This is a genomic window from Adlercreutzia wanghongyangiae, from assembly GCF_035989245.1.
Classification (GTDB): Bacteria; Actinomycetota; Coriobacteriia; order Coriobacteriales; family Eggerthellaceae; genus Adlercreutzia; species Adlercreutzia wanghongyangiae.
In genome coordinates this window covers 25,110-51,587 of the sequence record NZ_JAYMFF010000009.1, presented here as the reverse complement: position 1 = coordinate 51,587, position 26,478 = coordinate 25,110, and the positions used below count along the sequence as shown (strand labels likewise).

Annotated in this window: 22 protein-coding genes and 1 tRNA gene; 2 read left to right on the top strand and 21 right to left on the bottom strand. The window is 65.6% G+C overall.

Going from position 1 to position 26,478, the window contains the following annotated elements:
* Window positions 1-147 precede the first annotated feature (147 nt).
* The gene (locus tag VIN30_RS05260) at window positions 148-1,056 is read left to right on the top strand and encodes a teichoic acid transporter (protein ID WP_326423558.1); all 909 of its coding nucleotides are present in this window, start codon (window positions 148-150) and stop codon (window positions 1,054-1,056) included.
* Here VIN30_RS05260 and VIN30_RS05255 read toward each other — a convergent pair.
* The 11 genes from VIN30_RS05255 to uvrC all read right to left on the bottom strand — a co-directional run bounded on the left by VIN30_RS05255 (window position 1,053) and on the right by uvrC (window position 12,689).
* A complete protein-coding gene (locus tag VIN30_RS05255; RefSeq protein ID WP_338209874.1) occupies window positions 1,053-1,961 on the bottom strand; it encodes a cation diffusion facilitator family transporter in 909 nt (302 codons plus the stop codon). The genes VIN30_RS05260 and VIN30_RS05255 overlap by 4 nt on opposite strands.
* Before the next feature lie 110 nt (window positions 1,962-2,071).
* Window positions 2,072-2,160: transfer RNA gene (locus tag VIN30_RS05250), tRNA-Leu, on the bottom strand.
* A gap of 64 nt (window positions 2,161-2,224) precedes the next feature.
* Window positions 2,225-2,479 carry a preprotein translocase subunit SecG gene (gene secG / locus VIN30_RS05245; protein WP_326423560.1) on the bottom strand — a complete coding sequence of 85 codons (255 nt, stop codon included), beginning with the start codon at window positions 2,477-2,479 and terminating at the stop codon, window positions 2,225-2,227.
* A 60-nt stretch (window positions 2,480-2,539) separates the two neighbouring features.
* Window positions 2,540-4,105 carry a 2,3-bisphosphoglycerate-independent phosphoglycerate mutase gene (gene gpmI, locus VIN30_RS05240; protein WP_338209872.1) on the bottom strand — a complete coding sequence of 522 codons (1,566 nt, stop codon included), beginning with the start codon at window positions 4,103-4,105 and terminating at the stop codon, window positions 2,540-2,542.
* A 1-nt stretch (window position 4,106) separates the two neighbouring features.
* Complete coding sequence (gene tpiA, locus VIN30_RS05235; RefSeq protein ID WP_338209870.1) at window positions 4,107-4,877, bottom strand: triose-phosphate isomerase; 771 nt, start codon at window positions 4,875-4,877, stop codon at window positions 4,107-4,109.
* A 69-nt stretch (window positions 4,878-4,946) separates the two neighbouring features.
* The gene (locus tag VIN30_RS05230; protein WP_338209868.1) at window positions 4,947-6,134 is read right to left on the bottom strand and encodes a phosphoglycerate kinase; all 1,188 of its coding nucleotides are present in this window, start codon (window positions 6,132-6,134) and stop codon (window positions 4,947-4,949) included.
* 235 nt (window positions 6,135-6,369) lie between these two features.
* Window positions 6,370-7,374 carry a type I glyceraldehyde-3-phosphate dehydrogenase gene (gene gap / locus VIN30_RS05225; protein WP_326423564.1) on the bottom strand — a complete coding sequence of 335 codons (1,005 nt, stop codon included), beginning with the start codon at window positions 7,372-7,374 and terminating at the stop codon, window positions 6,370-6,372.
* A gap of 307 nt (window positions 7,375-7,681) precedes the next feature.
* Window positions 7,682-8,620 (bottom strand): DNA-binding protein WhiA, encoded by a 939-nt coding sequence (gene whiA, locus VIN30_RS05220; RefSeq protein ID WP_338209865.1) that lies wholly within the window; start codon window positions 8,618-8,620, stop codon window positions 7,682-7,684.
* A 2-nt stretch (window positions 8,621-8,622) separates the two neighbouring features.
* Window positions 8,623-9,774: a gluconeogenesis factor YvcK family protein gene (locus VIN30_RS05215; RefSeq protein WP_338209863.1), complete on the bottom strand. Its 1,152-nt coding sequence runs from the start codon at window positions 9,772-9,774 to the stop codon at window positions 8,623-8,625.
* Between the two features lie 4 nt (window positions 9,775-9,778).
* Complete coding sequence (rapZ, locus tag VIN30_RS05210) at window positions 9,779-10,750, bottom strand: RNase adapter RapZ (RefSeq protein WP_326423567.1); 972 nt, start codon at window positions 10,748-10,750, stop codon at window positions 9,779-9,781.
* On the bottom strand, window positions 10,743-12,689 hold the full coding sequence (uvrC, locus tag VIN30_RS05205; RefSeq protein ID WP_338209860.1) for an excinuclease ABC subunit UvrC: 1,947 nt from the start codon (window positions 12,687-12,689) through the stop codon (window positions 10,743-10,745). Before uvrC ends, rapZ begins: the two co-directional genes overlap by 8 nt.
* 242 nt (window positions 12,690-12,931) lie before the next feature.
* On the opposite strand from uvrC, the gene VIN30_RS05200 reads away from it, so the two are divergent.
* Complete coding sequence (locus VIN30_RS05200) at window positions 12,932-14,818, top strand: LTA synthase family protein (RefSeq protein WP_338209858.1); 1,887 nt, start codon at window positions 12,932-12,934, stop codon at window positions 14,816-14,818.
* Window positions 14,819-15,179: 361 nt separating this feature from the next.
* Here the strand turns inward: VIN30_RS05200 and ribF are convergent, their stop codons facing one another.
* The 10 genes from ribF to VIN30_RS05150 form a co-directional block, all read right to left on the bottom strand.
* On the bottom strand, window positions 15,180-16,106 hold the full coding sequence (ribF, locus tag VIN30_RS05195) for a riboflavin biosynthesis protein RibF (protein ID WP_326423570.1): 927 nt from the start codon (window positions 16,104-16,106) through the stop codon (window positions 15,180-15,182).
* Window positions 16,087-17,109 carry a tRNA pseudouridine(55) synthase TruB gene (truB, locus tag VIN30_RS05190; RefSeq protein WP_338209856.1) on the bottom strand — a complete coding sequence of 341 codons (1,023 nt, stop codon included), beginning with the start codon at window positions 17,107-17,109 and terminating at the stop codon, window positions 16,087-16,089. The genes ribF and truB overlap by 20 nt, the downstream gene beginning before the upstream one ends.
* Window positions 17,109-18,119, bottom strand: a complete 1,011-nt coding sequence (locus VIN30_RS05185; protein ID WP_338209854.1) for a DHH family phosphoesterase — start codon at window positions 18,117-18,119, stop codon at window positions 17,109-17,111. Before VIN30_RS05185 ends, truB begins: the two co-directional genes overlap by 1 nt.
* Window positions 18,120-18,123: 4 nt before the next feature.
* The gene (gene rbfA / locus VIN30_RS05180) at window positions 18,124-18,513 is read right to left on the bottom strand and encodes a 30S ribosome-binding factor RbfA (RefSeq protein WP_338209852.1); all 390 of its coding nucleotides are present in this window, start codon (window positions 18,511-18,513) and stop codon (window positions 18,124-18,126) included.
* A 228-nt stretch (window positions 18,514-18,741) separates the two neighbouring features.
* Entirely contained in the window at window positions 18,742-21,486 is a 2,745-nt protein-coding gene (gene infB / locus VIN30_RS05175; protein ID WP_338209850.1) for a translation initiation factor IF-2, read from the bottom strand.
* Window positions 21,487-21,489: 3 nt separating this feature from the next.
* A complete protein-coding gene (gene rnpM, locus VIN30_RS05170) occupies window positions 21,490-21,780 on the bottom strand; it encodes an RNase P modulator RnpM (protein ID WP_326423575.1) in 291 nt (96 codons plus the stop codon).
* Window positions 21,781-21,808: 28 nt separating this feature from the next.
* Window positions 21,809-23,005: a transcription termination factor NusA gene (gene nusA / locus VIN30_RS05165; RefSeq protein ID WP_326423576.1), complete on the bottom strand. Its 1,197-nt coding sequence runs from the start codon at window positions 23,003-23,005 to the stop codon at window positions 21,809-21,811.
* An 18-nt stretch (window positions 23,006-23,023) separates the two neighbouring features.
* Window positions 23,024-23,494, bottom strand: coding sequence for a ribosome maturation factor RimP (locus tag VIN30_RS05160; protein ID WP_326423578.1), 471 nt, complete (start codon window positions 23,492-23,494; stop codon window positions 23,024-23,026).
* 217 nt (window positions 23,495-23,711) lie between these two features.
* Entirely contained in the window at window positions 23,712-24,626 is a 915-nt protein-coding gene (locus tag VIN30_RS05155) for a LysR family transcriptional regulator (protein ID WP_326423580.1), read from the bottom strand.
* Window positions 24,627-24,839: 213 nt separating this feature from the next.
* Window positions 24,840-26,090 (bottom strand): MFS transporter, encoded by a 1,251-nt coding sequence (locus VIN30_RS05150; RefSeq protein ID WP_338209845.1) that lies wholly within the window; start codon window positions 26,088-26,090, stop codon window positions 24,840-24,842.
* Window positions 26,091-26,478: the final 388 nt, after the last annotated feature.

The window sequence follows — 26,478 nt, the reverse complement described above, 5'->3', positions numbered from 1 at the left end:
CGTGACCACGATGTTGAACGAGCCGCGCACCGCCGCGCCAGCTACTCCCCCATGGGGTTTGACCATCCTAACAAAGTGGGAACCCCGCTGCAATGGTATAATCGGTGGGCTATCGTGATTACCGAAGAGCTGCACAGGAGAGCTTTCATGACCGTCGACGCCGAAACCACCGAATCCGCGACCGAAGAGCGCCGCGGCCGCCATTCCCACGCCGCGGACGGCGCACACCACGCGCCTGGCCATGGCAAGACGGCGCGCCCCACGTTCCGCAACGCGCTGACCGAGCTGTTCGGACGCCGCAAGAGCACCGTTACCATCGGCGATGTGCGCTACTTCGACGGAGCCGAGCTGTCGCGTCCGCTGGAGATGCCGCCGGCCGTGCGCTACGTCGCCCTCGGGGCCATGGCGGTGGCGGCCATCTTGGGCGGTATCCTTCTGTTCCACTGGGTCGACCAGATCACCAACGAGCCTTTGCGCCAGCAAGAGGCACTGCAGCAGAACCTCACTCGCGAGGTGTCCCTCGACCTGCCGTCGCTGGCCGCGCTGATGCCGCAGAGCGACGAGGAGGTCATGGCCACGCTCACCGAGGCCGGCTACACCCTCTACGAGCGCACTCCCGTGGGCACCAACCCCGATGGCGGCTTCGAGGTCATCAAGCTGCCCGCCGACGTCTCGCTGGAGGAGGCCGGCCTTATGTACGTGAAGGGCATCGACAAGCTGTCGGCCCCCGATGCCGTGCGCCTGCTGAAGGGCGCTTGGACCCTCACCGTGTCGCGCAAGAACGGCACCGACATGCGCGTGCGCTACGCCGATTTCGAGTCGGGCACCATCGAGAAGGCCATCCAGAACGCCATGGTGTCCGAGGGTCTCGAGAACGCGAACGTCACCGATTCGGGCGTGGACGACTCGGGCAACACCTACCAGACGGGCACCGTGGCCACCGAGGACGGCACTACCTACACGTGGCGCGTGTCGGTCATCGACCTGTCGAAGGTGTACTCCATCTCGGGACTGCCCAACACCGCCTACTACGTGGGCATCCGCTTCAGCGCCTAGGACGATCCCTCGGCGCGCTCGGCGACGGTGTCGGGCTCGATGTGCACCAGCACCTCTTTCACCGCGGGAAACGCCGCCTTCACGGCGCGTTCCACCTCGTCGCCCAGATCGTGGGCCGCAAGCACCGTCATCTGGGGATCGACCAGCACGTGCATATCGCAGTACACCTCGGCCTCGGTGCCCCGGGTGCGCACGGCGTGCACCTGGCGAATCCCCGGCACCTTCTCGGCTGCGGCCGCCACCTCGTCGGAGGGGATGCGCGCATGGTCCGACAACGTGCGCAGGCCCGCGCGGAACACGCTCACCGCCGAGAAGAGGATGGCCACGGTTACCAGCAGGGCCATGATGGGGTCGGCCACGGGATAGCCGGCGGCCACGAAGGCGAGTCCCGCGATGACGCCGATGGACACGAATGCGTCCGATAGTGTATGGGCCGCATCGGCGGCGAGGATCTCGCTGTGCAGGCGGCGACCGGCGCGCCGCTCGTACAGGGTCACACCCAGATTCACCGCCAGCGTTCCCACCATTACCACGAACGACACAGGGGTCACCTGCGCGGTGTAGCTCTGGCTCGCCAGCTTGGCCACGGCGCCCGAGCCCACCTCGAAGGCCGCGACCAGCAGCAGCACGCCGATGGCAAGCGAGCCGTAGGTTTCGAACTTCGAGTGGCCGTAGGGGTGCTCCGTGTCGGCGGGGCGCGCCGCCACTGCGATGCCGATGAGCCCGATGACGTTGCCGAGGGAGTCGAACACCGAGTGGATGCCATCGGCCTGCATGGATGCCGACCCCGACGCCAGGCCGTAGAAGAACTTCGCCGCGGCCACGGCCATGTTCAGCAGAAGCACGATCCACAGAACCCGCTCCACCTGCCGCCCGTGGACAGAAGCCGCCCTCATTGCCACCATGTTCTGCCTCCTGCCATGCCGTGGGCTTATGCGTTCGCGGGCGGCCTTCAGGCCGCCCATTCATTCTCACCAATACAAAAGGGAGCCCTTCGGGCTCCCTCGCGTTTCTCTGGTGTCGGAGGCGGGATTTGAACCCGCACACCCGGTAAATGGGCACTAGCACCTCAAGCTAGCGTGTCTGCCGTTCCACCACTCCGACATGCAAATTGCAGCGACGATTATTCTAACAGAACGCACTATCGTTGCAAGGGGTAATTTTCCCTTTACTGGGAAATGGTGCCGTGGGGGTAGATGATCATCAGCACCAGCAGCGACACCAGGAACACCACGGCGCAGCCGATGGTGATGCGGTCGAGATTCTTCTCGATGATGCTCGTACCCGTCTGAGTGGAGTACATGGAGCTGGCGATCATATCGGAGATGCCCGTGCCCTTGCCCGAGTGCATGAGGATGAAGATGATCAGGCCCACGCCCGACAGCACCAGCAGAACCAAGAACACGATTACCAGGGGATTCAAGATGTCACGCTTCCTTCATTAATTGGTATGAGTACGCAAGTTGTTCAGTATAGCGGAAACCTAGGAGGCCAGCAAGTTCTTTCCCGTCATCTCCGCAGGCGGCGTCAGGCCGATCATGGCCAGCAGCGTGGGCGCAATGTCGGCCAGGCACCCCTCCTCGCCCGAGAGGGTCATTCCAACACCGCTCGCATCCACCAGCACCAGCGGCACCGGCGCGGTGGTGTGGGCGGTGAAGGCTCCCCCGTCCTCGGCGATCATCTTGTCGGCGTTGCCGTGATCGGCGGTGACCAGCGCCACGCCTCCCTTGGCGCGAATGGCCGACAGCACGCGGCCCACGCCGTCGTCCACAGCCTCCACGGCGGCTCGGGCGGCGTCCACCACGCCGGTATGCCCCACCATGTCGCAGTTCGCGAAGTTCACGATGTACACATCGGCCTCGTCGGCCCGGATGGCGTCCACGAGCGCATCGGCCACCGCCGGCTCGCTCATCTCGGGCTGCAGATCGTAGGTGGCCACCTTGGGGCTGGCGATGAGCTTGCGGCTCTCCCCCGCCTTCTCGGCCTCCACGCCGCCGTTGAGGAAGAACGTCACATGGGCGTACTTCTCGGTCTCGGCGATGTGGTACTGCGACAGCCCCGCCGCGGCCAGCACGTCGGCCAGCACGTTTTCGGGGAACTCCTTCGGGAAGGCCACCGGCGCGGGAATGGCCGGGTCGTACTCGGTCAGGCACACGAAGCGCACCTGCGGGAACCGGTCGCGCTTAAAGCCAGCGAAATCGGGGTCCACCATGGCCCGGGTCAGCTCGCGGGCGCGGTCGGGCCGGAAGTTGAAGAACACCACCGCATCGCCGTCGCGCATACCGCGGTCGACAAGCGCCACCGGTTCCACGAACTCGTCGGTGATGCCGGCAGCGTAGGACGACTCCATGGCCGCCACGGCAGAGGCCTCGGTCAGCGGACGGGCATTCGCCACGGCATCCCAGGCGCGCCGCACCCGCTCCCAGCGATTGTCGCGGTCCATGGCGAAATAGCGGCCCTCCACCGATGCCACCTCCACCACCGCGCCGTGCGCGGCCCGCGAGGCGGCGCGCTCGAGGTAGTCCACCAGCTCGGCCATGTAGCCGGCGCCGCTTGAGGGCGGCACGTCGCGGCCGTCCATGAAGCAGTGGATCATGATGTGCCCCACGCCGGCGGCCAGGGCGGCATCCACCAAGGCGTACAGGTGCTCGTTAGAGGAATGCACGCCGCCGTCGGACAGAAGGCCCATCAGGTGCAGCGCCGAGCCGGGACGACTTGCGGCTTCGAAGGCGTCCCTCAGCACGGGATTGCCGGCCAGCTCGCCTGCGCGGCAGGCGCGGTTGATACGGGTGAGCTCCTGGAACACCACGCGCCCGGCGCCGATGTTCAAGTGCCCCACCTCCGAATTGCCCATCTGCCCCTCGGGAAGCCCCACAGCCTCACCGGAGGCGGCCAGGCGCGTCCACGACTCGTTGGCGAACAAGGAGTCCAGCTGGGGCGTGTCGGCCAGGGATATGGCGTTGCCCGGACCGGCCGCATCCAGCCCGAAGCCGTCCATGATGATCAGGCAGGCCGGCAGCCGCAGCCCCGCGCGGGGCTTCCCGGCCATCTTAGCGCGCCGCCTTCACGATCTCGATGAACGAGACGGCCTTCAACGCCGCGCCGCCGATAAGGCCGCCGTCGATGTCGGGCTGGACCAGCAGAAGCGCCGCGTTGCCCTCGTTCATGGAGCCGCCGTACAGCACACGCACCTGCTGGGCCACATCGTCGCCGAACAGCTCGGCCAAGGTCGCGCGGATGGCGGCGCACACCTCCTCGGCCTGCTCGGGAGTGGCGGTGCGCCCGGTGCCGATGGCCCACACCGGCTCATAGGCCACCACCGCGCGCACGGCGTCCTCGGCGTCCATGCCGGCGAAGGCCGCGCGCACCTGGGAGGTCACGAAGTCGAGGTAGACGCCCTCGTCGCGCACCGACAGCGACTCACCCACGCAGACGATGGGCGCGATGCCCGCCTCGATGAGTGCGCGGGCCTTCAGGTTCACGCCCTCGTTTGTCTCGCCGAACAGGTTCCGGCGCTCGGAGTGCCCCACGATGCAGTACGTGCAGCCGATCTCCTTGATCATGGGAATCGAGATCTCGCCGGTGAAGGCGCCGGCGGGCTCCCAGTATACGTTCTGGGCGCCCAGGGCGATGTTGACCCGGTCGAACTCGAGCACGGTTTTCACCGGCTTCAGATCGACGAAGGGCGGGCACACGGCCACGTCGACCGCGTCCAAGGCGGCCGGATCGGCCAAATTCGAGATCTCCTGGGCCAGTACCACGGCCTCGGGAATCGTCTCGTTCATCTTCCAGTTGCCGGCAATCAGCTTCTTGCGGGTCATGTTCTTTCCTTTCTTGACAAGATCCTTCGACTTCGCGCTGCGCGCTCCGCTCAGGATGACAGGGAGCGCTTAACGCAGCGCTTCCACGCCGGGCAGCTGCTCGCCCTGCACCAGCTCCATGGAGGCGCCCCCGCCCGTGGATATGAAGGTCATGGCATCGGCCAGGTCGAACTTGTTCACAGCGGCCACCGAGTCGCCGCCGCCGATGATGGTATCGGCCGCCTCATTGGCCGCCACGGCCTCGGCCACCTTACGGGTGCCCGCCTCGAAGGACGGCATCTCGAACACGCCCATGGGACCGTTCCAGAACACGCTCTTGGCCATGCCGATGGCCTCGGCGTACAGCTCCACCGTGGCCGGGCCGATATCGAGGCCCATCATATCAGCGGGAATGGCGTCCACCGAGACCGTTTCGATGGCGGCATCGTTGGCGAAGGCGTCGGCCACCACCACGTCCACGGGCAGAAGCAGGCTCACGCCGCGCTCGCGGGCCTTCTCGATCATGGCCGCGGCGCGATCGACCCAGTCCTCTTCCTTCAGGGAGGTGCCCACGGCGTGGCCCTGGGCCAGCAGGAAGGTGAAGCACATGCCGCCGCCGATGATGAGGGTGTCGGCCTTGTCCAGCAGCGCGTCGATCACCTTGATCTTGTCGGACACCTTGGACCCACCGAGGATGGCCACGAAGGGGCGCTTGGGCTCGTCCAGCATACCCGTGAGCGTGCCCACTTCGCGCTCCATGAGATAACCCGCGTACGAGGGCAAGAATTCCGCCACACCCGCCGTGGAGGCATGGGCGCGATGCGCGGTGCCGAAGGCGTCGTTCACGTAGGCGTCCGCCAGATCGGCCAGCTCGCGGGCGAAGGCAGGGTCGTTCTTCTTCTCGCGTGCATCAAAGCGGATGTTCTCCAGCAGCACCACGTCGCCGTCCGCCATCGCGTCCACCACCTCGGCGACCGCAGGACCGGTCAGGTCGCGGGTGAGCACGATGTCGCGGCCGATGAGCTCCTGCAGGCGCCGGGCAATGGGATCCAGGCTGAAGGCCTCTTCGAATCCCTCGCCCGCCGGACGCCCACGATGGCTCGTGAGGATCACCTTGGCGCCATCATCGATGAGCTTGTTGATGGTGGGCAGCGCCGCGCGGATGCGCGTGTCGTCGGTCACGTTGCCCTCGCCGTCCACCGGCGCGTTGAAATCGACGCGCACGAGCACCTTCTTGCCCGCGAAATTTTCGTCGTCGATGGTCTTGATATCGGCCATGTTGTTCCTTTCCAAAGAGAAAACCCGGTTCATCAAGGGAACCGGGATTCTCAAAATACTAATTATTTTGCCTCACTGGTTCGCCCAAGGAAGTCAGCGAGGTTTCGACCGGTGCCTGGAATTGCCCCGCCTTGGGGCCAAGCGGCCTTCGCGCCGCGCCGTGCCCCAAACAAGGGGCAAGGCCAGGTGCCTGTCGGAACCGCAGCGTCGGCGATCTTGATTAAGATTCTTACTCCTACGGAAGAAGAATCTTAACAAGATCCTTGACGCGGTTGGAGTAGCCCCACTCGTTGTCGTACCAGCTGATGCACTTGACGAAATTGCCCTCGCCGCCCAGGCACATGGTCAACTGCGAGTCGAAAATGGAGGAGTGCGGGTTGCCCACGATGTCGATGGACACGATGGGATCCTCGGTGTACTCCAGGATGCCCTTCAAGGGGCCCTCGGCCGCGGCCTTCATGGCGGCGTTGATCTCCTCGGCGGTCACGGATTTCTCCAGCTCCACCGTGAGGTCCACCATGGACCCGTCGGGGGTGGGAACGCGAGTGGCGAAGCCGTCCAGGCGACCCTGCAGCTCGGGAAGCACGAGGGACACGGCACGGGCGGCACCGGTGGTGGTGGGGATCATGGACACGGCAGCCGCGCGCGCACGACGCAGGTCGCTGTGGGGCAAATCCAGGATCTTCTGGTCATTGGTGTAGGAGTGGATGGTGTTCATGTAGCCGCGCTTGATACCGAAGTTCTCCAGCAGCACCTTGGCGAAGGGGGCCAGGCAGTTGGTGGTGCAGGAAGCGTTCGAGATGATGTTGTGCACCGCGGGATCGTACTGGTCGTCGTTCACGCCCATGACGATGGTGATGTCCTCGCCCTTGGCCGGGCAGGTGATGACCACCTTCTTGGCGCCGGCGTCCAGGTGCTTCTGCGCCAGCTCGCCGGTCTTGAAGATGCCCGTGGCCTCCACGACCACGTCGACGCCCAGATCGCCCCAGGGCAGGTTCGCCGGATCGCGGTCGGAGAGCATGGTCACGTGCTTGCCGTCCACGATGAGGCCGTCGTCCACCACCTCGATGTCGAAGTTGCGAATACCGTGGATGGAGTCGTACTTCAGCAGGTGAGCGGCAGTGGCCTTTTCGCCCAGGTCGTTGACGGCGACGACCTCGACCTCGGGATCGTCGGCCATGGCGCGGAACACGAGGCGACCGATGCGGCCGAATCCGTTGATGCCTACCTTGGTTGTCATGCGTATCTCCTTTCACAAGATACTCGCGATGCCCATGCAGGGACGTACAGTAAATGCTAAGTAGCTTCGTTAGTGTACTACGAACAGGCCCGCTGCGGCCACTCTCTTAGGCGAGCAGCCGAAGAAAGCGTCACACCTGCACAAAGCGGTGAAACGGAAATGAGACGCGCTAAGAGGCTGCCCCCCCCTTTTTTCAGCAGGCGCACGTCGGCAGGAAGGGGTCGGGGACGAGAGAGCGCTATCGGGCTGGGGCGGGAGGGCTGAAGCCCTCCCCTACGAACCGCCCCGGGCACCCCCGGTCCTTCCCCTACACCTCTTCGGAGGCCTCTTGGGCCATCGACTCGATGCGGCGGACGCGGTGGTACACGGCGCTCTTGGAAAGCGGCGGGTTGGCGCGCTCCCCCAGCTCCTTCAGCGACGCCTCGGGATAGGTCACCCGCAGGCGGATGAAGTCCTGCAGGGCCGGCGGCAGGTTCTCCATGCCGTAGTGCTCCACCACCGCGCGGATGGCGTAGATCTGGTCCACGGCGGCCCCGGCGGCCTTGGCCTGATTGGCCATCTCGGCGTTGATCATGCGATTCACGTCGTTGCGCACGCTCTTCACCACGCGCTCCTCTTCCATGGACAGCGCCGCCTGGTGCGCGCCCGTCCAGGCGAGGAACTCCAGGATGGAGGCGCCGCTCTTCAGGTACACCATGTACGAGCTGCGTCGCTGCATGATGCGGGCGCCGATGTCCTTGCGGGCCATCAGCCCTACCAGCCCCTCGGCCAGAGGCTCGGTCTCCACGGTGATCTCGAAGTGGAAATCGCTCTTGGGGTTGGAGATAAAGCCCGATCCCAGAAAGGCGCCGCGCAGGTAGGCAGCCGCGCAGCAGGGCCGCGCCACCAGGTCGGGCTTGATGCCCATCTCCAGGCCGCCCTCCTCCGACAGCACGCCCATGTCGCGCAGGGCGTCGGCCAAATGGGGTTGGGCGGGCACCTCGATGAGGTAGTTCGGCGTTTTGTGCAGCACCGAGCGGCGCATGGTGAGGTTCGTCTTCAGCGCGTAGATGGAGTGCAGCAGCCGCACCACCAGCCGCGCCACGGCCGGGGCGTCGGTGGCCACCTCCACACGGTAGCGGGCCGGCCCGCTGACGAACAAGGTGCCCTCGATGCGCACCAGGGCCGCCAGGGTAGCCTTCTCGCAGGCGGCGCAGCCCGGCGCCACGCGAGCCAGCTCGTCCTTCACTTCGGCGGTGAACGACATGGCTAGCTCCGGCGCGCCCGCGACAGCTTGATGACGCTCTGGAAGGCGTCGCGCAGGGCGAAGGGCGAGTGCCACGTGGGGCGCTCGGCGTCCACCAGGTTGCGGCTGATGACGATGGGCCCCCGCGACTGGATGGCCAGCATATCGCCGTAGGAAATGGAGATGGGCCGCACGCCGCGCGTCAGCTGCGTGTCGTTCAGATCCGACGTGGAGGCGTGCTCCAGCTCGGCGCCCGAGATGGCTGCGAAGCTGCCGGTGGCGGGACTCTCCGCCCGCAGGGGCACCTTGGAGTGCACGAGCATATAGTCGATGAGCCCCTCCATGCCATGGGCGGCCAGGGCCTCGAAGTGCTCGCGGGCCGTAAGTCCCCAGGTCTCCCCCTGCACGTCGGCCAGGGCGCACACGAACAGCACCCGCCCGCGGCTCGCGCGGATGGCGTCCACCACCCCCGGGATGAGCAGGTTCGGAATGATGGAGGTGAACAGCGACCCGGGGCCCAGCACGATGAGATCGGCCTCGCGGATGGCCTGAAGCGCCGGCTCGTAGGGCCGCGGCACCCGGCCGTCCTCGGCGGCCAGCCACACCGATTCCAGCGCCGTCTTGGAATGACAGGCCACCGCCTGGCCGTCCAGCACGCGCCCGTCGCAGGTGCGCGCCGACAGCACCACGTGATCCAGCGTGGACGGGTACACATGGCCCTGGGCGTCCACCAGCCGCTCGCACACGGCGATGGCCTCGGGAAACGACCCGCAGGCGTCTTCCAAAGCCGTCAGCAGCAGGTTTCCCAACGCGTGGTCGCGGGCCACCGAGAAGCGGTACTTCAACACCCGCACCAGCGGGTCGGAGGGATCCTTCGCGAAGGCCACCAGGCACTTGCGGATGTCACCGGGCGGCGTGGCGTCGGCCTCCTCGCGCAGCACGCCGGTGGAACCGCCGTCGTCGGCCATGGCCACCACCGCGCTCGTGCTCACGCCGAGCGACAGCAGCGTGCGGATGGACACGGGCGCACCGGTGCCCCCGCCGATGACCACGGCGCGCAGAGCCCGGTCATCCTCGTCGAGCCCCCGCAGGTTCGGCAGCGCGCTCTTCAGGGCTGAGAAGGCCGCGGTGGCCGCCGGGTCCACGCGGAAGGCGTCGGTTTTCCGAATGGCCATGGACTCACGCGTCCTTCCCGGCGTTCGCCCGTGCATCCAGCACGTTGTCGCTCTCGCGCCGCACATCGTGGCCGCGCTCGGCCAGGCGCAGATCGCGATGGGCCACGCTCACCCGGTAGCCCTTCGACTTCAGGTAGTCGCCCGTGGCCTCGGCCAGCGCCACCGACCGGTGTTGGCCGCCGGTGCAGCCCACGCCGATGGCCAGCTGCTGCTTGCCCTCGGCCACATAGCCCGGCATCACCACATCCAGCAGGTCATGCCACTTCTGCTCGAACTCGATGGTCTCCTCGCGCATGCGCACGAAGTCGCGCACCGGCGCGTCCAGCCCCGTGAGCGGCCGCAGCTCGGGATCGTAGTAGGGATTCGGCAGGAAGCGCACGTCCATCACCAAGTCGGCGTCGAAGGGCGCGCCGTGCTTGAAGCCGAAGGAGTACACCGTCACCGCCAGCCCCTTGCGCTCGCTGCCCGTGGAGAACAAGCCGCGGATGGTGGTGCGCAGCTTCTGGGGCAGCATGTCGGTGGTGTCGATGACAAAGTCGGCGCGGTCGCGCAGCCCCATCAGCAGATGGCGCTCGCGTTGGATGCCCTGCCAGATGGTGGTGCCGTCGGTGCACAGGGGGTGCCGGCGTCGGCTCGACTTGTAGCGGGCGATCAGCTTGTCGTCGGCCGCATCCAGAAACAGCGTCTTGTAGGAGATGCCGGCCTCGGCCATGGCCGCCAGCTCGGCTTCCAAGTCACCGAAAAAGTCGCCGTTGCGCGAGTCGCACACCACGGCCAGGCGGCGACGGCCGCCCTCGGCATCGGTTTTTTCGTTCACGCGCACCAGCTCGCCGAGCAGGCTGGAGGGCAGGTTGTCCACGCAGAAATAGCCCAGGTCCTCGAATACGTGCATGGCCTCGGTGCGGCCTGCCCCCGACATGCCGGTCACGATCACGAAATCGGGCATCTGCTCCGTCTGTTGCGTCTCGTCAGCCATTCAGCTCCTCCTCTGCCTCGGTTTTCCGCTCATTATACTGCGCCAGCACGCGCACCAACTCCTCGGCCACCTCTTCGGGAATCACCTTCGCAGCCTTTATCTCGTCCAGCGTGGCGGCCTTCAGGTTCTTGAACGACTTGAAATGCGCCATCAGCGCCTTCTTGCGCACCGGCCCCATGCCGGCCACCTCGTCCAAGATGCTCGCCGTCATGCCCTTGCCGCGCAGCTCGCGGTGGAAGGTGATGGCGAAGCGGTGAGCCTCGTCGCGCACCTGCTTCACCAAATACAGCGAGGCCGAACCGCCGGGCAGCACCACCGGACCGGTGTCCTGCCAGGGCACGAACAGCTCCTCGTCGCGCTTGGCCAGACCGCACACGGCGATGTCACGCACGCCCATCTCCTCGAACATGGCGAGCACCGCGGTCAGCTGCGGCTTGCCGCCGTCCAGGATGATGAGGTCGGGCTTGCTGCCGAAGCGCTCGTCGGCCATACGCTCGGGCGCGTAGCGGCGACGCATCACCTCCTGCATGCTCAGGAAGTCGTTCGCCTCGTCCAGCGGGGTCTTTATCTTGAAGCGGCGGTACTGGTTCTTGTCAGGCTTGCCGTTGGTGAACACCACCATGGAGGCCACCGTGTAGGAGCCGTGGATGGTGGAGATGTCGAAGCACTCGATGCGCAGGGGCGGCTCGTCCAGAGCCAGGGCGCTTTCCAGCTGCAAAAGCGCGTTGTTGATGCGCTTGTCGTCGTAGTTCGTGCGCACCTTGTAGCGCATGAGCGCGTGGCGCGCGTTGGTCTCGGCCATGGCCAGAAGATCGGCCTTCTCGCCCTTCTGCGGCGCCGTGAAGCGCACTTTCGCCCCGTGGGCCGAGTCCAGCTTGCCGGTGAGCCACGCTTCCATGGCGCCCGCGTCCTCGGGCAGCACGGCCGCCACTACCTCGCGCGGCACCGAGGTGGTCACATCGTAGTAGCGGAACAGGAAGTTGCGCAGCAGGTCCTGGTCGGGCACGTCGGTGCCGCGGTTCAGCACGAACTCGTTGGAGTTCACGATGCGCCCCTCGCGGATGACCAGCACGTGCACGCCGGCCACCGTCTCCTCGCGGAAAAATCCGATCACATCGGCGTTCAGATCGCGCGACGACACGGCGTGCTGCTTGTCGGCGAGCGAGTTGATGGTGTCGATGCGGGCCTTGCACCGGGCCGCACGCTCGAAATCGAGCTCGGCGGCGGCATCCTGCATCTCGGATGCCAGCTCGTCGACGAACTCACGGTGGTGGCCGGCCAGGAAGCGCTCGATGCGACGTACGTTCTCGGCATAGGCCTCGGGGGTGATCTGCCCGCAACAGGCGCCCGGGCCGAGCCCCACATGGCAGTCGAAGCAGGGCCGCGCATCGCGTTTCAAGAAGGCAAGCGGGTCTTTCTCGAGCATCCGGGTGAGCCCTCGCCAGTCGGCGCAGGTGGCGGCGCACAACGGCACCACCCGCCGCGCGATATCGATCATGGCGCGCGCCGCCCGCGCATCGGTGAAGGGGCCGAAGTACTTCGTACCGGGGCGCCGCTTCTCGCGGGTGTACTTGATGGCGGGAAACACGTCGCCCTTGGTCAGCGCTATGAACGGATAGCTCTTGTTGTCCTTGAAGTCGGCGTTGAAAAACGGGCTGTACTGGTTGATGAGATTCTTCTCCAGCACCAGCGCCTCGTGCTCGTTGTCCACCACCAGGTAGTCGAAGCTGGCGATAGACTCCACCAGCCGAGGTATCTTCGCACGATCGTCCTGGAAGTTCACATACTGGCGCATGCGGGCGCGCAGCTGCTTGGCCTTGCCCACGTAGATCACCTCGCCGGCGGCGTCCTTCCACAGGTACACGCCGGGCAACGTGGGCACCGCTTCCAGCTCGCGCTTGATGCGGGCGATTTTCTCTTGTTGCGTCTCTTGTTCCATGAAGCCAGTATAGCCGCTCAGGCGCGCTTTTCCCCGCTGCCCGAATCGCACCTGCCAATTCTTCACGAGAGGGCTCGAACTGGTTGCGTGAAGCGCCTCCTCGAACGTCTCCTCTTAAACATCTTGGAGAATTTCAGCGATATGCGGGGAGTTGTTGCGCAGAATGAGGCCATCGGGCACGAGGAAGGTCCGCACCGTGCTAGGGTATGGGGCTGCATTTTTTCATCACAAGGGAGGGTTTCTTGACCGAATCGCAGACCGCGCCCGAACGGCGCGAGAAAGACGCCCGCATCGGCGGGGCCGCCACCGCCGTGCGCGCCGGCTTCTTCGTTCTGGCCGTGGTCCTCGGCTATGTGCTGATAGCGCTGCCGTGGGGCGACGGGCCGTTTTCCATGAACGCGGCCTACGTGCTGCCGAACCTGCTCATCGCGACGCTGGCGGCAGGCGTGGTGTTCCTGGCAGGACAGCGCACGCGGGCCAGCCTGGCCGTGTTCGTGGGGCTGTGCCTGCTCGTGGGCACTGCCAACTTCTTCATCATCGAGTTCAAGGGGCAGCCGATCGTCCCCGCCGACTTGTTCGCGCTTTCCACGGCCGCCTCGGTGGCCGGGGGCTACACGTTGTTCCTCACTCCCCGGCTCGTGCTGTGCCTGGGGTTGTTCGCCGCCTTCTGCGTGGCCCTGGTCCTCTGGTGCCCCAAGCGGCCCCTGACGGGACGCGCCGTCGCGGTGAACTGCATTGCCGCCGTGGCCCTGGCCGCCTGCGGCGTGGTGCAGTACCAGACGGTGGATCTGAAGGAGGCGTTTCAGGTGAAGGTGGACGTGTGGGACGTGCGCGGCTCCTACGCTTCCCAGGGCACCCTGCTGTGCTTCCTCTCTCGCGCCCAGGAGCTCACGCCGCGGCCGCCCGCGGGCTACTCCGCCGAAGCCGCCGCCGACGTGCTGGCCCCCTTCGCCGCCGAGGGCGACGGCGTTCCGGCCGACCAGACCCTGGCCGCCGTGGCCGAGGGGGCTCCCTACGACGGGCCCAACGTCATCGCCATCATGAACGAGACGTTCTCCGACTTGTCCGCGTATCCGGGTATGGAGAACGCCGCGCGCGTGACCGAGCAGTTCCGCGCTGTGGCGGCCGACTCCCTGGCCGCCGGCGACGTGTACGTGTCGGCCATGGGCGGAGGCACCTGCAACAGTGAGTTCGAGTTCCTCACCGGCGCCTCCATGGGCAACATGGGCGGCGGCGTGTACCCCTACGTGCTCTACGACGTGGACGGCGTGGACAACTTGGCGTCGTACTTCCGCGACTTGGGCTACGGCACCCACGCCATCCACCCGGCCGAGGCGTCCAACTGGCGTCGCGACCGCATCTACGAGCAGCTGGGCTTCGACGAGTTCGACGACATCACCACCATGGAGGACGCCGACACCTTCCGCGACCTCGTGACCGACCGGGCCACCTATGAGCGCGCCCTGCAGAAGATCGACGAAGAAGACGGACCGCAGTTCGTGTTCGACGTGACCATCCAGAATCACGGCGGCTACGACACGGGACTCGTGCCTCCCGAGGACGCAGTGCGCTTGGAGAGCGAGACGGTGGACAACCCCGAGGTGAACGAGTTCCTGGCCGCCATCAAACGCTCCGATGACGACCTGCGCTGGCTCGTGGACGAGCTGAACGCCCGCGACGAGCCCACCATCGTGGTGTTCTTCGGCGACCATCAGCCCGGGTTCGCCGACTGGCTGTTCGAGACCACCTTCGGGAAATCGGTGGACGACGCCAGCTTGGAAGAAGTGCAGCAGCGCTACCGCACCCCCTATTTCATCTGGGTGAACGAGGCTGCCCGCCAGCAGTACGGCAACCGCCTGCAGGCTATCGCCGATGCCGATGCCACCAGCTTGAACTATCTGCGCAGCCTGCTGGTAGAGGCCGCGGGACTTCCCGCCGATGCTGCGGAACGCTACCGCGAGAACCTGCGCGAGGCGCTGCCGGCCATGAACCTGAACGGCTACTGCGATGCCGAAGGCATGTGGCACTGGTTCGGCGAAGACGTGACGAGCGACGCCCAGCAGCAGGCCGAGACAGCCCGTGAAGGCTACGCCATCGTCCAGTACGACCAGCTGTTCGGAAAGCAGTAGACCGCCTTGACGGTCTATCGGCGAGGAGCTCTCCGCCGAGAAAGAGGTCTTGCCGAAAAGCGGCCTCTACGGTGACAAGCTTGCGCGATTTTCCCTTCTGGCCACAAAAGCCACGATGTCTATGGGCTTTCGATCAAATCCCCTCCTTTTCGGTCAAAAAGAGGGGATTTATAAAGATCTGAACGGCTTCTTCGCATGAATTCGGCCACAAAAGCCACGATGTCTATGCTCGATGCTCTCCGTTTCGCTCATATCGCGTCAATCGGCATAGACATCGTGGCTTTTATGGCCAGAATCTGCCGTGCAAGGGCTCAACGCTTATAAAACCTGTTGTTTTCGACCACCGGGGAAGGCTCGCGCTCTATAAATTCTCCCGCACCCAGGCGATGTTGCCCATGACAGTGGCAATGAGCTCGTCGGTGCTGTCGAAGGCGCGCATGGGGCGCAGCCACTCCACGAACTCGACCTCGATGGGCTGCCCGTAGATGTCGCGGGCGAAATCCAGGATGTGCACCTCGATGTTGGCCGTGGAGGCATCGGCGAAGGTAGCCGGCACGCCCACGTTCACGGCAGCCTTGTAGCGCACGCCCTCCACCAGGGCGTAGGCGGCGTACACGCCCTCGCCGATGGCCAGCATCAAAGGCTCCACTTCCAGGTTCGCCGTGGCGAAGCCGAAGTCGGCGCCCTCGCCGCGACCCGGGCGCACCGTGCCGGAAAGGGCATACGGCCGCCCCAGCAGATCGTCGGCCTCGCGCACCTTTCCCTCGCCGAGCAGGCCGCGGATGCGCGTGGCCGTCACCGGCACGCCCCCCTCGGCTAGAAGCTCGTGTCCGTGCACCGTCATGCCGCGCTCGGCCCCCCAGGCGCGCAGGCTCTCCACGTTGCCGGCAGCCCTTCGGCCGAAATGAAAGTCGCTGCCGATGTGGATATGGCTCGGCACCCCACCGCCAAAGCAGGCGTCCAGGAAGGCCTCGGGACTCTGGGCCGCGAACTCCCGCGAGAACGGGAGGACCACCACCGCATCCACGTCCAGTTCGGCCAGCTTCACGATGCGGGCCTCGTTGCTCATCAGCTTTTTCAGGCGATCGGGGGCGAATATCTCATCGGGATCGATGTCGAAGGTGATCACGGCGCTGCGGGAGCCTTCCTCGCGGGCCGTGTTCGCGGCCTCGCCGATGATAAAGCGGTGGCCCTCGTGCACGCCGTCGAACACGCCGAAAGCCACGGAGGCGCCGGCCAGAAAAGCCTCGTCGTAGGCGGGATCGGCCTTAGAGATCACTATAGCCACGGATGACTCCAATCGGGAACACGCACCGCGGGGCGAACTGCCCGCGGGAGACACGGTACTCGTACAGGGCGATGACGCGATTATCATACACCAAGGCGACGGTCTCGCCATCGCTCGGCGGCTCGCAGCTCTCGCGCACGCCAGCGGTGCACGCGCACAGCTCGGATACGGCCGACGCGGCCCGGCGCTCGCACAGGGAAAGCGAGGCGGCATCCAGGAAGGCGCCGTTGCGCACCCGGGCAGCGGCCGCGTCGTCCAGATAGGCGAAGCGGCATCCGAGCGCCCGTAGCGGGTCCAAGGCCGCGCGCTGCCCGATGTCTTCCAGGGTTTCCAGGCTCACGCACTCGTCCAGCGCAACGGATCCCACCGCCGTGCGGCGAAGCGCGCCCACATGGGCGGGGCATCCCAGCGTGTTTCCCATATCGCGGGCAAGCGAGCGGATGTAGGTGCCGGCCGACACAGCGAAGGCCACGTCCCAACGGGCCGGCTCGGTGCCGTCGGCGCCCCAAATGCCCAGAAGCTCGGCGGAGAACACCTCGATGTCGCGTGGTTTCAAATCGATCACGCGACCGGCGCGGGCCTCGTCGCAGGCCTTCTTGCCGCCCACCTTGATGGCCGAGTACACCGGCGGCAGCTGCTTCGACTTCCCCACCAGGCTCGCCACGAAGGTGCTGGCGAAAAAGGGGTCGAACACCTCGTCGGGCACCTCGCCCGTGCGGATGGGCGCGCCCTCGGCATCGTCGGTGTCGGTGGCGGTACCGAACACGACGGACACCACGTAGGACTTGTCGTGGCCTACCAGGTAATGGTCCAGCCGCGTGGCCGGACCGATGCACACCGGAAGCACCCCCGAGGCAAGCGGGTCCAACGTGCCGGTGTGCCCCACGCGACGCTCGCCGAAAATGCGCCGCACCCGATTTACCACATCGTGGGAGGTCATACCCGACGGCTTATCCACCCCCACGATAAGGGACAGATCGGTCGTCCCGCGCTTCTTCGCCATCAGCGGGCCGCCTCCGCGGGACGGCACGGATGCTCAATGCCCAAACGGGCGGCCAGGGCATCCACCGCCTCTGCCAGCGTGCCGTGGAAGGTAAAACCTGCGGCAGCCGTGTGGCCTCCCCCGCCGAACTCGCGGGCGATGGCCGCCACGTCCACAGCGTCCTTGGCGCGCAAGCTGCCGCGCACCTCGCCCTCTTGCTCGCGTAGCATGCAGGCCACCTGCACGCCCTCGATGCAGCGCAGCACGTCCACCATGGGCTCGGCGTCGGCCTTCACCGCGCCGCATGCGCTGAAGTCGGCCAGCGACAGCCACGAGAGCACCGCGGTGCCGTCCTCGGAAATCGCCATGTGATCCACGTTGCGGCCCTCCAGCTGAATGGAGGCCAACGTGCGGCTCTGGTAAATAGGCCGCGCAATCACATGCGGCTCGGCACCGGCAGCCACCATCTCGGCCGCGCCGACGAAAGCAGCGGGGCTGGTATTTTGGTACTGGAAGCGACCCGTATCGGTCATCAACCCCGTGTAACAGCAAGTGGCGACAATACGGTCGCGCTCAGCCCCGAGCAGAGCCGCCAGTTCCCAGATGAGCAGCGACGTGGAAGCCGCATCTGGATCGGTGTAGCTGAGCTGGCTCATAACGCCGGACACCGCATGATGGTCGATGGTGACCGTCAGCGACGCCTGCTCTTGCAGACGCGCGGCATCGCCGATGCGCTCGACGGTAGGCACATCCACCGCAATGAACACCTCGCAGGGCCCCTCGTAGCGGGCCGCGGGCACGAGGCCGCCGAAGCCGGGCAGGAAGGACAGGTCGTGCGGGGGCTCCTCGTCGCGAGCCAGCACGCAGGCGCACTCCTTCCCCGCCTGACGCAGAGCGGCCGCCAGGGCCAGTTGCGAGCCCAGGCAGTCGCCATCGGGGCTCACATGACCGCCGATGACGAAATGGTCGCGGCCGCGCAGCGCCTCGGCGATGGCGACCAGGGTGGTGTTGGTCTGGGGGGTTACCGCCATGAAACTAGAACTCCGTATCGGTGCCGATGGTGTCTTCCACGATGCGCTGCTGCTGATGCTCGCGCTCAGAGGCCAATGCCTGGCCGATAGCCTCGGCCTGATCCACCGACTTGTCGCGATGGAAACGCAGCTCGGGGGCCACACGCCACGACAGCTTCTTGGCCATGAGCGAGCGGATGTGCCCGGCAGCCTGCTCGAAGGCGGCCTGCACCTCTGGATAGCGCTCCGGGTCGGTGGTGTAGTACACGTTGCAGGCCGAACGGTCGTAGCTGACCTCGCAGCCGGTGATCGTCACCAAGTGCAGGCGCGGATCGGACACGTCGAACAGGAGGATGCCCGCGATGACCTCGCGGGCCTGCTCGTTCACCTTGCGGTTAGATGCGCTCTGTTTCATAACGCCATCTCCTCAATCGAGGCTGATAGATAGTTTCAGTATAGGGAAACTTCAATTTTCGCGGCCATCAACGCCGCGATATAAGCGAAATTGTAAGAGTAGGCGGCGGACAGGGGGTGTGCCTCCACGCGCAGTTCCGCAGCGAACGGGAATGTCCAGTGGACATTCCCGCCGAGCGAGGACTGTCTGAGCATGGAGGTATGCCCCCTGGCCGTCGCCGGGCCGGCGCTATTCGGTGCGCTCGACTTCCTTGATCTGGTAGCCCTCGATGGTGTCGCCCACCTTCAGGTCCTGGAACTTCTCGATGCCGATACCGCACTCGTAGCCCTGCTTCACGCTCTTCACGTCGTCCTTGAAGCGGCGCAAGCTGGCCATGGTGCCCTCGAAGATGACCGTGCCGTCACGCACGATGCGCACCTTGTCGTCGCGATTGATCTCGCCTTCCACGATGTAGCAGCCGGCGATGGTGCCCACCTTCGGCACCTTGAAGGTCTCGCGGACCTCGGCGATGCCGGTGTCCTCCTCCACGATATCGGGCGACAGCAGGCCCACACGCGCGGCGTTGATATCCTCGATGGCCTGGTAGATAACACGATACAGGCGGATGTCCACCTTCTCCTTCTCGGCCTGCACGCGGCTCTTGCCCGTGGGACGCACGTTGAAGCCGATGATGATGGCATCGGAGGCGGCCGCCAGGGTGACGTCGGTCTCGGTGATGCCGCCCACGGCCGAGTGCACGATGTTGATGCGCACCTCGGACTGGTCCATCTTATCGAAGGCATCGCGCAGCGCCTCGATGGAGCCCTGCACGTCGGCCTTCACGATGAGGTTCAAATCGGTGGTCTTGCCGTCCTCGATGCGGCTGAACAAGTCGTCCAGGCTCATATGGCTCTTGGTCTCCTGGGCAGCCAGGCGGGCGCGCAGGGCACGCTCCTCGGCCAGCTTGCGGGCGTCGCGCTCGTCCTCGAACACGCGGAACTCGTCGCCGGCGGTGGGCACCGAGTTCAGGCCCAGAATCTCCACCGGATCGGCGGGACGCGCCTCGGCCACATGCTCGCCGTGCGGGTTCACCAGCGCACGCACGCGGCCGTAGCTCGTGCCGGCCACCACCACGTCGCCCGTGTGCAGGGTGCCGCGCTGAATGAGCACCGTGGCCACCGGACCGCGGCCCTTGTCCAGGTTCGCCTCGATGACGAAGCCCGAGGCCTCGGCGTCGGGGTTGGCCTTCAGCTCCAGCACGTCGGCCTGCAGAATGATGGTCTCCAACAGGTCGTCGATGTGCAGGTTCTTCTTGGCCGACACCTCCACGAACATGTTGGAGCCGCCCCATTCCTCGGGGATGACGCCGTACTCGGTCAGCTCCTGGCGCACGCGATCGGGGTTGGCACCGGGTTTGTCGATCTTGTTCACGGCCACCACGATGGGCACCTCGGCGGCCTTGGCGTGGTTGATGGCCTCGATGGTCTGCGGCATGACGCCGTCATCGGCGGCCACCACCAGCACGATGACGTCGGTCACCTGGGCGCCGCGGGCGCGCATGGCGGTGAAGGCCTCGTGGCCCGGGGTGTCGATGAAGGTGATCTGGCGGTCTCCGATGTTCACCACGGAGGCGCCGATGTGCTGGGTGATGCCGCCGGCCTCGCTGGCCACCACGCCGGTGTGGCGGATGGCATCCAGCAGGCTCGTCTTGCCGTGGTCGACGTGACCCATGACGGTGACTACCGGCGGACGCGGCTTCAGGTCGGCCTCGGAGTCGTTGTACACCACGGCGTACTCCTCCTCGGGCGACACCACGCGCACCTTGCGGCCCATGTCGTCGGCGATGAGCTCCATGGTCTCGTCGTTCATCGACTGGGTGAGCGTAAGCACCTGGCCCAGCATGAACAGACGCTTGATGACGTCGTTGGGCTGCACGCCCAGAAGCTCGGCGAACTTCGCCACGGTCGCGCCCTGGGGAATCTCCACCACGGAGTCGTCCAGCACGAGCGACGGGTCGAGCCCGCGCTCGATGGCCTCAAGCTCGGCGCGCTCGCGGGCCTCGGCCTCGCGCTTCTCCTTGCGCTTCTTGCGACGGCCCTCGCCCTCGTGGGTGTTGGCAGCCTCAACGGCGGCCCGAGCCTCGGCCAGCACCTTGTCGCGCTGCAGCTTCTCGGCCTGCACGGCCATCTGAGCGTAGCGGTCCTCGGGCGTGGCAGACTGGACCTCCAGCTCGGGCACCACCTGGTGTCCGCCCTTCTTGCCCTTCTTGCCGGCGCCGCGGCCGGCCTTGCGGGCGGCGTCCATGGCGCTCTTCTGGGCCTCCATGCGCTGCTTCTCCGCCTCGATCTGCGACAGCAGCGAGTCGAAGTTGGCCTTGCGGGCCGCAGGCGCGGGGGCCGGTGCCGGCGCGGCCTTGGGAGCCTCGGGAGCCACTGCGGCCTTCGCGGGCTTCTTGTGGCCGCGGCGCAGAGCCTCCTCCACCGCGCGCTTCTTGGCCACCTCGGCAGCGGCCTTCTCGGCACGGGCCCGGGCGCGGGCGGCCTCGCGTTCGCGCTCGACGCGCTCCTTCTCGGAGGCAATCTGCTGCTCCAGGCTGGCGAAAGCCGACGGGGTAGTCGGAGCCTTGCGCACGGTGCGCGCCTCGCCCTCGGCGTCGGCCTCGTCGGCGCGGGCGCTCTCGCGCTGGGCGCGGGCGGCCTCGCGCTCGGCCAGCTCCTTCTCGCGGGCGGCCTTGCGGGCGGCCTCCTCCTCGGCGCGCAGGCGGGCGGCCTCTTCCTGCTCGGCCTTCAGCGCCGCCTCCTCCTCGGCGGCCAGAGCGCCGGCGCGGGCGCGGATCTCCGGCTCCAGGTTCTTGCGAATCTTGTCCACATAGGCCTCGTTGAGCATGCTCGCATGGGACTTCGCGGGGATCTTCATATCTTTCAGGCGGTCGAGCAGATCCGCGCTCGACATATCGAATTCCTTCGCCAACTCATGTACACGCATGCTGGCCATAAATCACTCCTCATTCTTTCCCGGTGCCTCCACGAGAGCTATCTCGCGCGCAAGCCGCTCGTAATCCCGGTCGCTCACCTTGCAGCGCAGGGCGCGCTCAAGTTTCTTAGATTTACCTGCCGCGGCGAGGCACGCGCTCGAGCAGACATAGGCCCCGCGGCCCGCCCTGCGGCCCGTGGGGTCGAACACGGCGCCCTCGGCGGTGCGCACGATGCGCCGCAGGCCGCCCTTGGTCTGGGTGCCGCCGCACCCGATGCAGGTGCGCTGGCGTTTCGTTGTCTGCTGCTCGGGCATCGGTCGTGCTGCTTTCTCGCGACTCGTCTTATTCCTCGGCAGCATGGACGCCGCAGTACTGGCTGCCCGGACGGGCGTGGTTACGGCAACGCGTGCCGTCCTCGCCGACGAACACGCAGAAGTCGCCGTCGTCCTCCACCTCGTCGATGAGGTCGTCGTCAACCAGCGAGGCGCCCTCGTAGCTGACCGGCTTGATGTCGATGTGCCAACCGGTCAGGCGGGCCGCCAGACGCGCGTTCTGGCCCTCCTTGCCGATGGCCAGCGACAGCTGGTCGTCGGGCACGATCACCGTGGCGTAGTTGTTCTCCTCGTCGATGCTGACGCGGTTCACCTTCGCCGGCGACAGGGCGTTGGCCACGTACACCGCCGGGTCCGCGCTCCACTGGATCACGTCCACGCGCTCGTTGCGCAGCTCTTCCACCACCATGCGCACGCGGCTGCCCTTCGGGCCCACGCAGGCACCCACCGGATCCAGATTCGACTCGCGGGAGAACACGGCCACCTTGGAACGGGCGCCGGGCTCGCGGGCCACCGACTTGATCTCCACCACGCCCTCGTAGATCTCCGGCACCTCGATCTCGAAGAGGCGGCGGATGAGGTCGGGATGGGTGCGCGACACCACGATGGCGGGACGGGCCTGCTCGCCGCGGGCGCGCGGGGTGTCGGCGTTCGGATCGCGCACCTCGATGATCAGCACCTTCAGGCGCTGGTTATGGCGGTAGTGCTCGCCGGCGGGACGCTCGTTGCGCTCGTTGGGGTTGCGCTTGGCATCGTAATGGGGCAGCTCGGCCTCCACGCCGTCGCGAATCTTGATGATGGTGAAGTCGGGCGTGCCCTGCAGCACCGTGCCCGTCACCAGATCGCCCACGCGTCCGGCGAACTCCTCGTAGATGGACTGGCGACCGGCCTCGCGCACCAGCGAGGAAATGACGCCCTTGGCGTTCTGCGCGGCGATGCGGCTCACATCGTCGGGGGTCACATCGCGCTCCTCGAACTCGCTGTACTCGCCGGTCTCCTCGTCGGGCTCGCCCACGGGCACCAGCTCGTACACGTAGATCTTGCCCGTCTGGCGATCGATGGTCACGCGGGCATCCCACTCCAGATCCAGGATACGCTCGTAGCTCTTCGCCAGCGACTGCTCCAAGCGCTCGATGAGGTAGAACTCGTCGATCTTGCGCTCATGGGCCAGCGCCTGCAATGCCTCGATCAACTCTGAACTTGCCACTTTTCCTCTGTCCTTTCCCTAGGAGCTGAAATCAACGGTGCCCTTGACGCGGGCCTTCTTTATCTGATCGTACGGAATCGCCACGGGGCTTCCGTCCACCTCCAGCAGCACCGCGCCGTCGGAGAAGCCGGTCAGCGTGCCGGTGAACGAGCTGCGGCCCTCCACGGGCCCGCGGGTCTTCACCACGGCCGTCTCGCCCGCCGCGCGTTGGAAGTGCTCGGGGGTGCGCAGAGGCCGGTCGATACCGGGCGACGACACCTCCAGCATGTAGGCGCCGGGGAAGGGGTCCATCTCGTCCATCATCTCCCCCACCCAGGCCTGGGTGCGCGCCAGCTCGTCGAAGCTGACGCCGCCGGGCGCGTCGATGTACACGCGGATGGTGGGTGCCTTCTTCGAGCCCACGATCTCCACGGTGACGATCTCCACCCCCTCGGAGGCGGCACGGGGCTCCATGGCCTCAAGCAGGCTCTTTTCCTTGCCCGTCAGCACAAAACCTCCTCGTAAGCTCGTCGTCCTTTTCGTATCTTCCGCGCGGGCTTTAGGCCCCTACATAAAAAGAAAGCGGGACATGCCCACTTTCTCGAACGCGAAAGTATGTCTGCGCGGCTCTTTGCGCAGTGGTCAATTTATACCATACGCGGGCGCTGTTGACCAGCCTCACCCGCAATTTCCCCACTCAAGGCCCAAAACTGCCGCTGGCGGAGCCCTATTCCGCCTCCGGAACGGCGGGGTCGTTGCCCGGATAGGCCTTCACGAAGTCGATGAAATCGGACACGGCCCGCGAATGGACGTGCTTCTTGTGGCAGGCCAGGTACACCGTGTAGAAACGGTCGGGGATGCCCTCCACGCGCACCTGGCGCAAGTTGCTGAACAGCTGGGCTCCCAGGGAATCCAACATCAGCGCGCCGGCATTACCGCCGTTGTAGGACAGAAACGAGCCCATGGACACATCGTCGTCGTAGTTCAGGTTGGCGCCGATCACGTCGGCTTCCTCCAGCATCTTCGAAACGCGGTTGCCGATAGGGGTGCCGCGGCGGTAGGTGTGCAGCTCCACGTCGTTCAAGGTGGCGAAGGGCACCGACTCCTCCTGGGCCAGGGGATGGTCCTCGCGCACGTACAGGGCCAGCTCGCAGTACTTCACCGGAAAGTACTCGATGTCGGTCTCGTTGTCGCGCTTCCCGCAGAAGGCCACGTCCAGCGTGCCGCGATGCAGGGCCTCGGTAAGGTAGTTGGTGAAACCCTGGGACACCTTCACCACCACGCGCTTGTCGAAGGCCTCCTCGAAGCTCTTGATGAGCGTGGGAAGGTAATGATCCTGCGTGGTGAACGTAGTGCCGAGGTTCACGGTGCCGAACGATGCGCTCGACCGGGCCGACACCGCCGCCACGCCGTCGTCGATGGCGCGCAGGGCCAGGCACACGTGCTCGTAGAACACCTCGCCGTAGGGCGTCAGCATCACCGACCGCCCGTTGCGCTCGAACAGCGGCGCGCCCAGCTCCTTCTCCAGCGAGGAAATGGCCCCCGACAAGGTGGGCTGGGTGATGAACAGCTCCTGGGCAGCGCGGGTGTAGTGCAAAACCTCGGCCAATTTCTTGAAGTAGTTCAACTGGGACAGGTTCATAGTTCCCCCTTGAAAGGCGCGAGGCGCGGCGGGCATTTCTCTTCACGTGATCGAGACAGTGCAGTATACGCGGAAGGGTAGCATGCGATGGTCGTTTCCCTTGATGCTAGCCCATTTTCACGTTGCTTGGAAATTGGTATTTCCTATATCTGGAAAAGCGGGGAGTTCGCACTCCCCGCTTTCCGTTCGTGATATAGAGCAGACTGTTGGAGCTTACTCCGTGGTCCAATCCTTCTTGTACTTGGCAGCCTGGCCGAAGATGTAGAAGCCGAGCAGCAGGATGACCACCAGCATGGCGAGAGCCACGATGAAGGCCACGGTGAAGCCGAAGGAGGAGCCGATCCAAGCCCAGATCATAGCGGCGAAGGCGGCGATGAGGTTGAACACCGTAGACACGCGGGAGTAGATGACCGAGTACTCGCGGGTGCCGAAGGACTGGCGGCACACAACCGGCACGAGCACCACGGCGGTGGCGTAGCAGCCGCCGAAGATGAAGGCGCCCACGTACATCAGCATGTCGGAGAAGGTGCACAGCCAGCACAGCAGGATGCCCACAACGCCAGCGGTGAAGGCGAAGATCAGAGCGCCCTTGGCGTTCTTGTCGGCGGCAGCGCCCAGCACCACCTTGAAGATGGCCTGGCCCACCATCATGACGGTGGACATCACGCCGCCCACGACCACCACGTCGAAGGCCACGTCGGTCAGCGACTTGGTGTAGGTGGGGAACTGCATGGCGATGAGGATGGCGATGTTGATCAGACCGGCGAACACGCAGATGGCGTAGAACATGGGGGTCTTCATGACGAACTTGGCGGACAGGCCGGAGGGCTTGGCAGCCGTGGCACCGTCAGCCGAGGTCTGCATGGAGGCGCCGTAAGGAGCCAGGCCGCAATCCTCGGGAGAGTTGCGCACGCAGAACAGGGTGAAGGGCAGGCCGGTCACCAGGGCGATGACACCCCAGATGAGGTACAGGGTGTGGAAGTCGAAGCCGTTGGTGATGAGCGCCGTGAACACCGCGTTCCAGATGGCGCCGCCGATGCCGGTGAAGGCCATGCACAGGCCGATGAAGAAGCCGGCGCGCTCGACGAACCAGCGGTTGATGAGCGTGGGGATGGCCAGCCACAGGATGGTGATCTCACCGAGGCCGAGCATCACGGCGGCAACGTAGAACAGCACGATGGTGTTCGAGAAGCTCATGAGCAGGAAGGCGCAGCCGACGAGGGCCACGGACACGGACAGCAGGATGCGGATGTCCATGCTCTGCAGCAGCTTGCCCGCGAAGGGCGAGGCCACGGTCATGGTGAGGTACATCACCGTAACGTACATGGCGAAGGCCGTGGTGGGAACCCCCAGGCTCTCGGCCACGACGGGCTGGAACATACCCCAGGTGGAGAAGCACAGCGCCGAGCATCCAAACGTGATCATGATGCCGGTCAGCACGACGAGAAGATGGCGGATGCTCATCTTCTCCTTAGTAGCGGTCGCACTCAAGGTAAACCTCCTCAGTCGATTGATTGAACCGTGTGCAAACGTCGAACCCCTGAAAGAACTTCATCGACGGGCTCTCTCTATACCCGCCAAGCTAGTTTTACCCCAAAAAGCCCTTCGTGGGCACGGACAATATCAAGCGAGTTGTCCGTATTTTGTCTCAATTATTGGACAATATATTAGATTATGTCCCAATTATCGGAATGACTTATGATTAATAGGTTTCATGAATAGCGTGTTTCGCCAACCGCCATCCCCCAATTCAGGACAATGGGGTAATAGATGGGCATCTGCAGAAGGAAGGCCCCGCTGCGCTCCCCTCGCCTTTCCCGCCTCCGGCACGCGGGGGGCGTGCGCGGTTGGG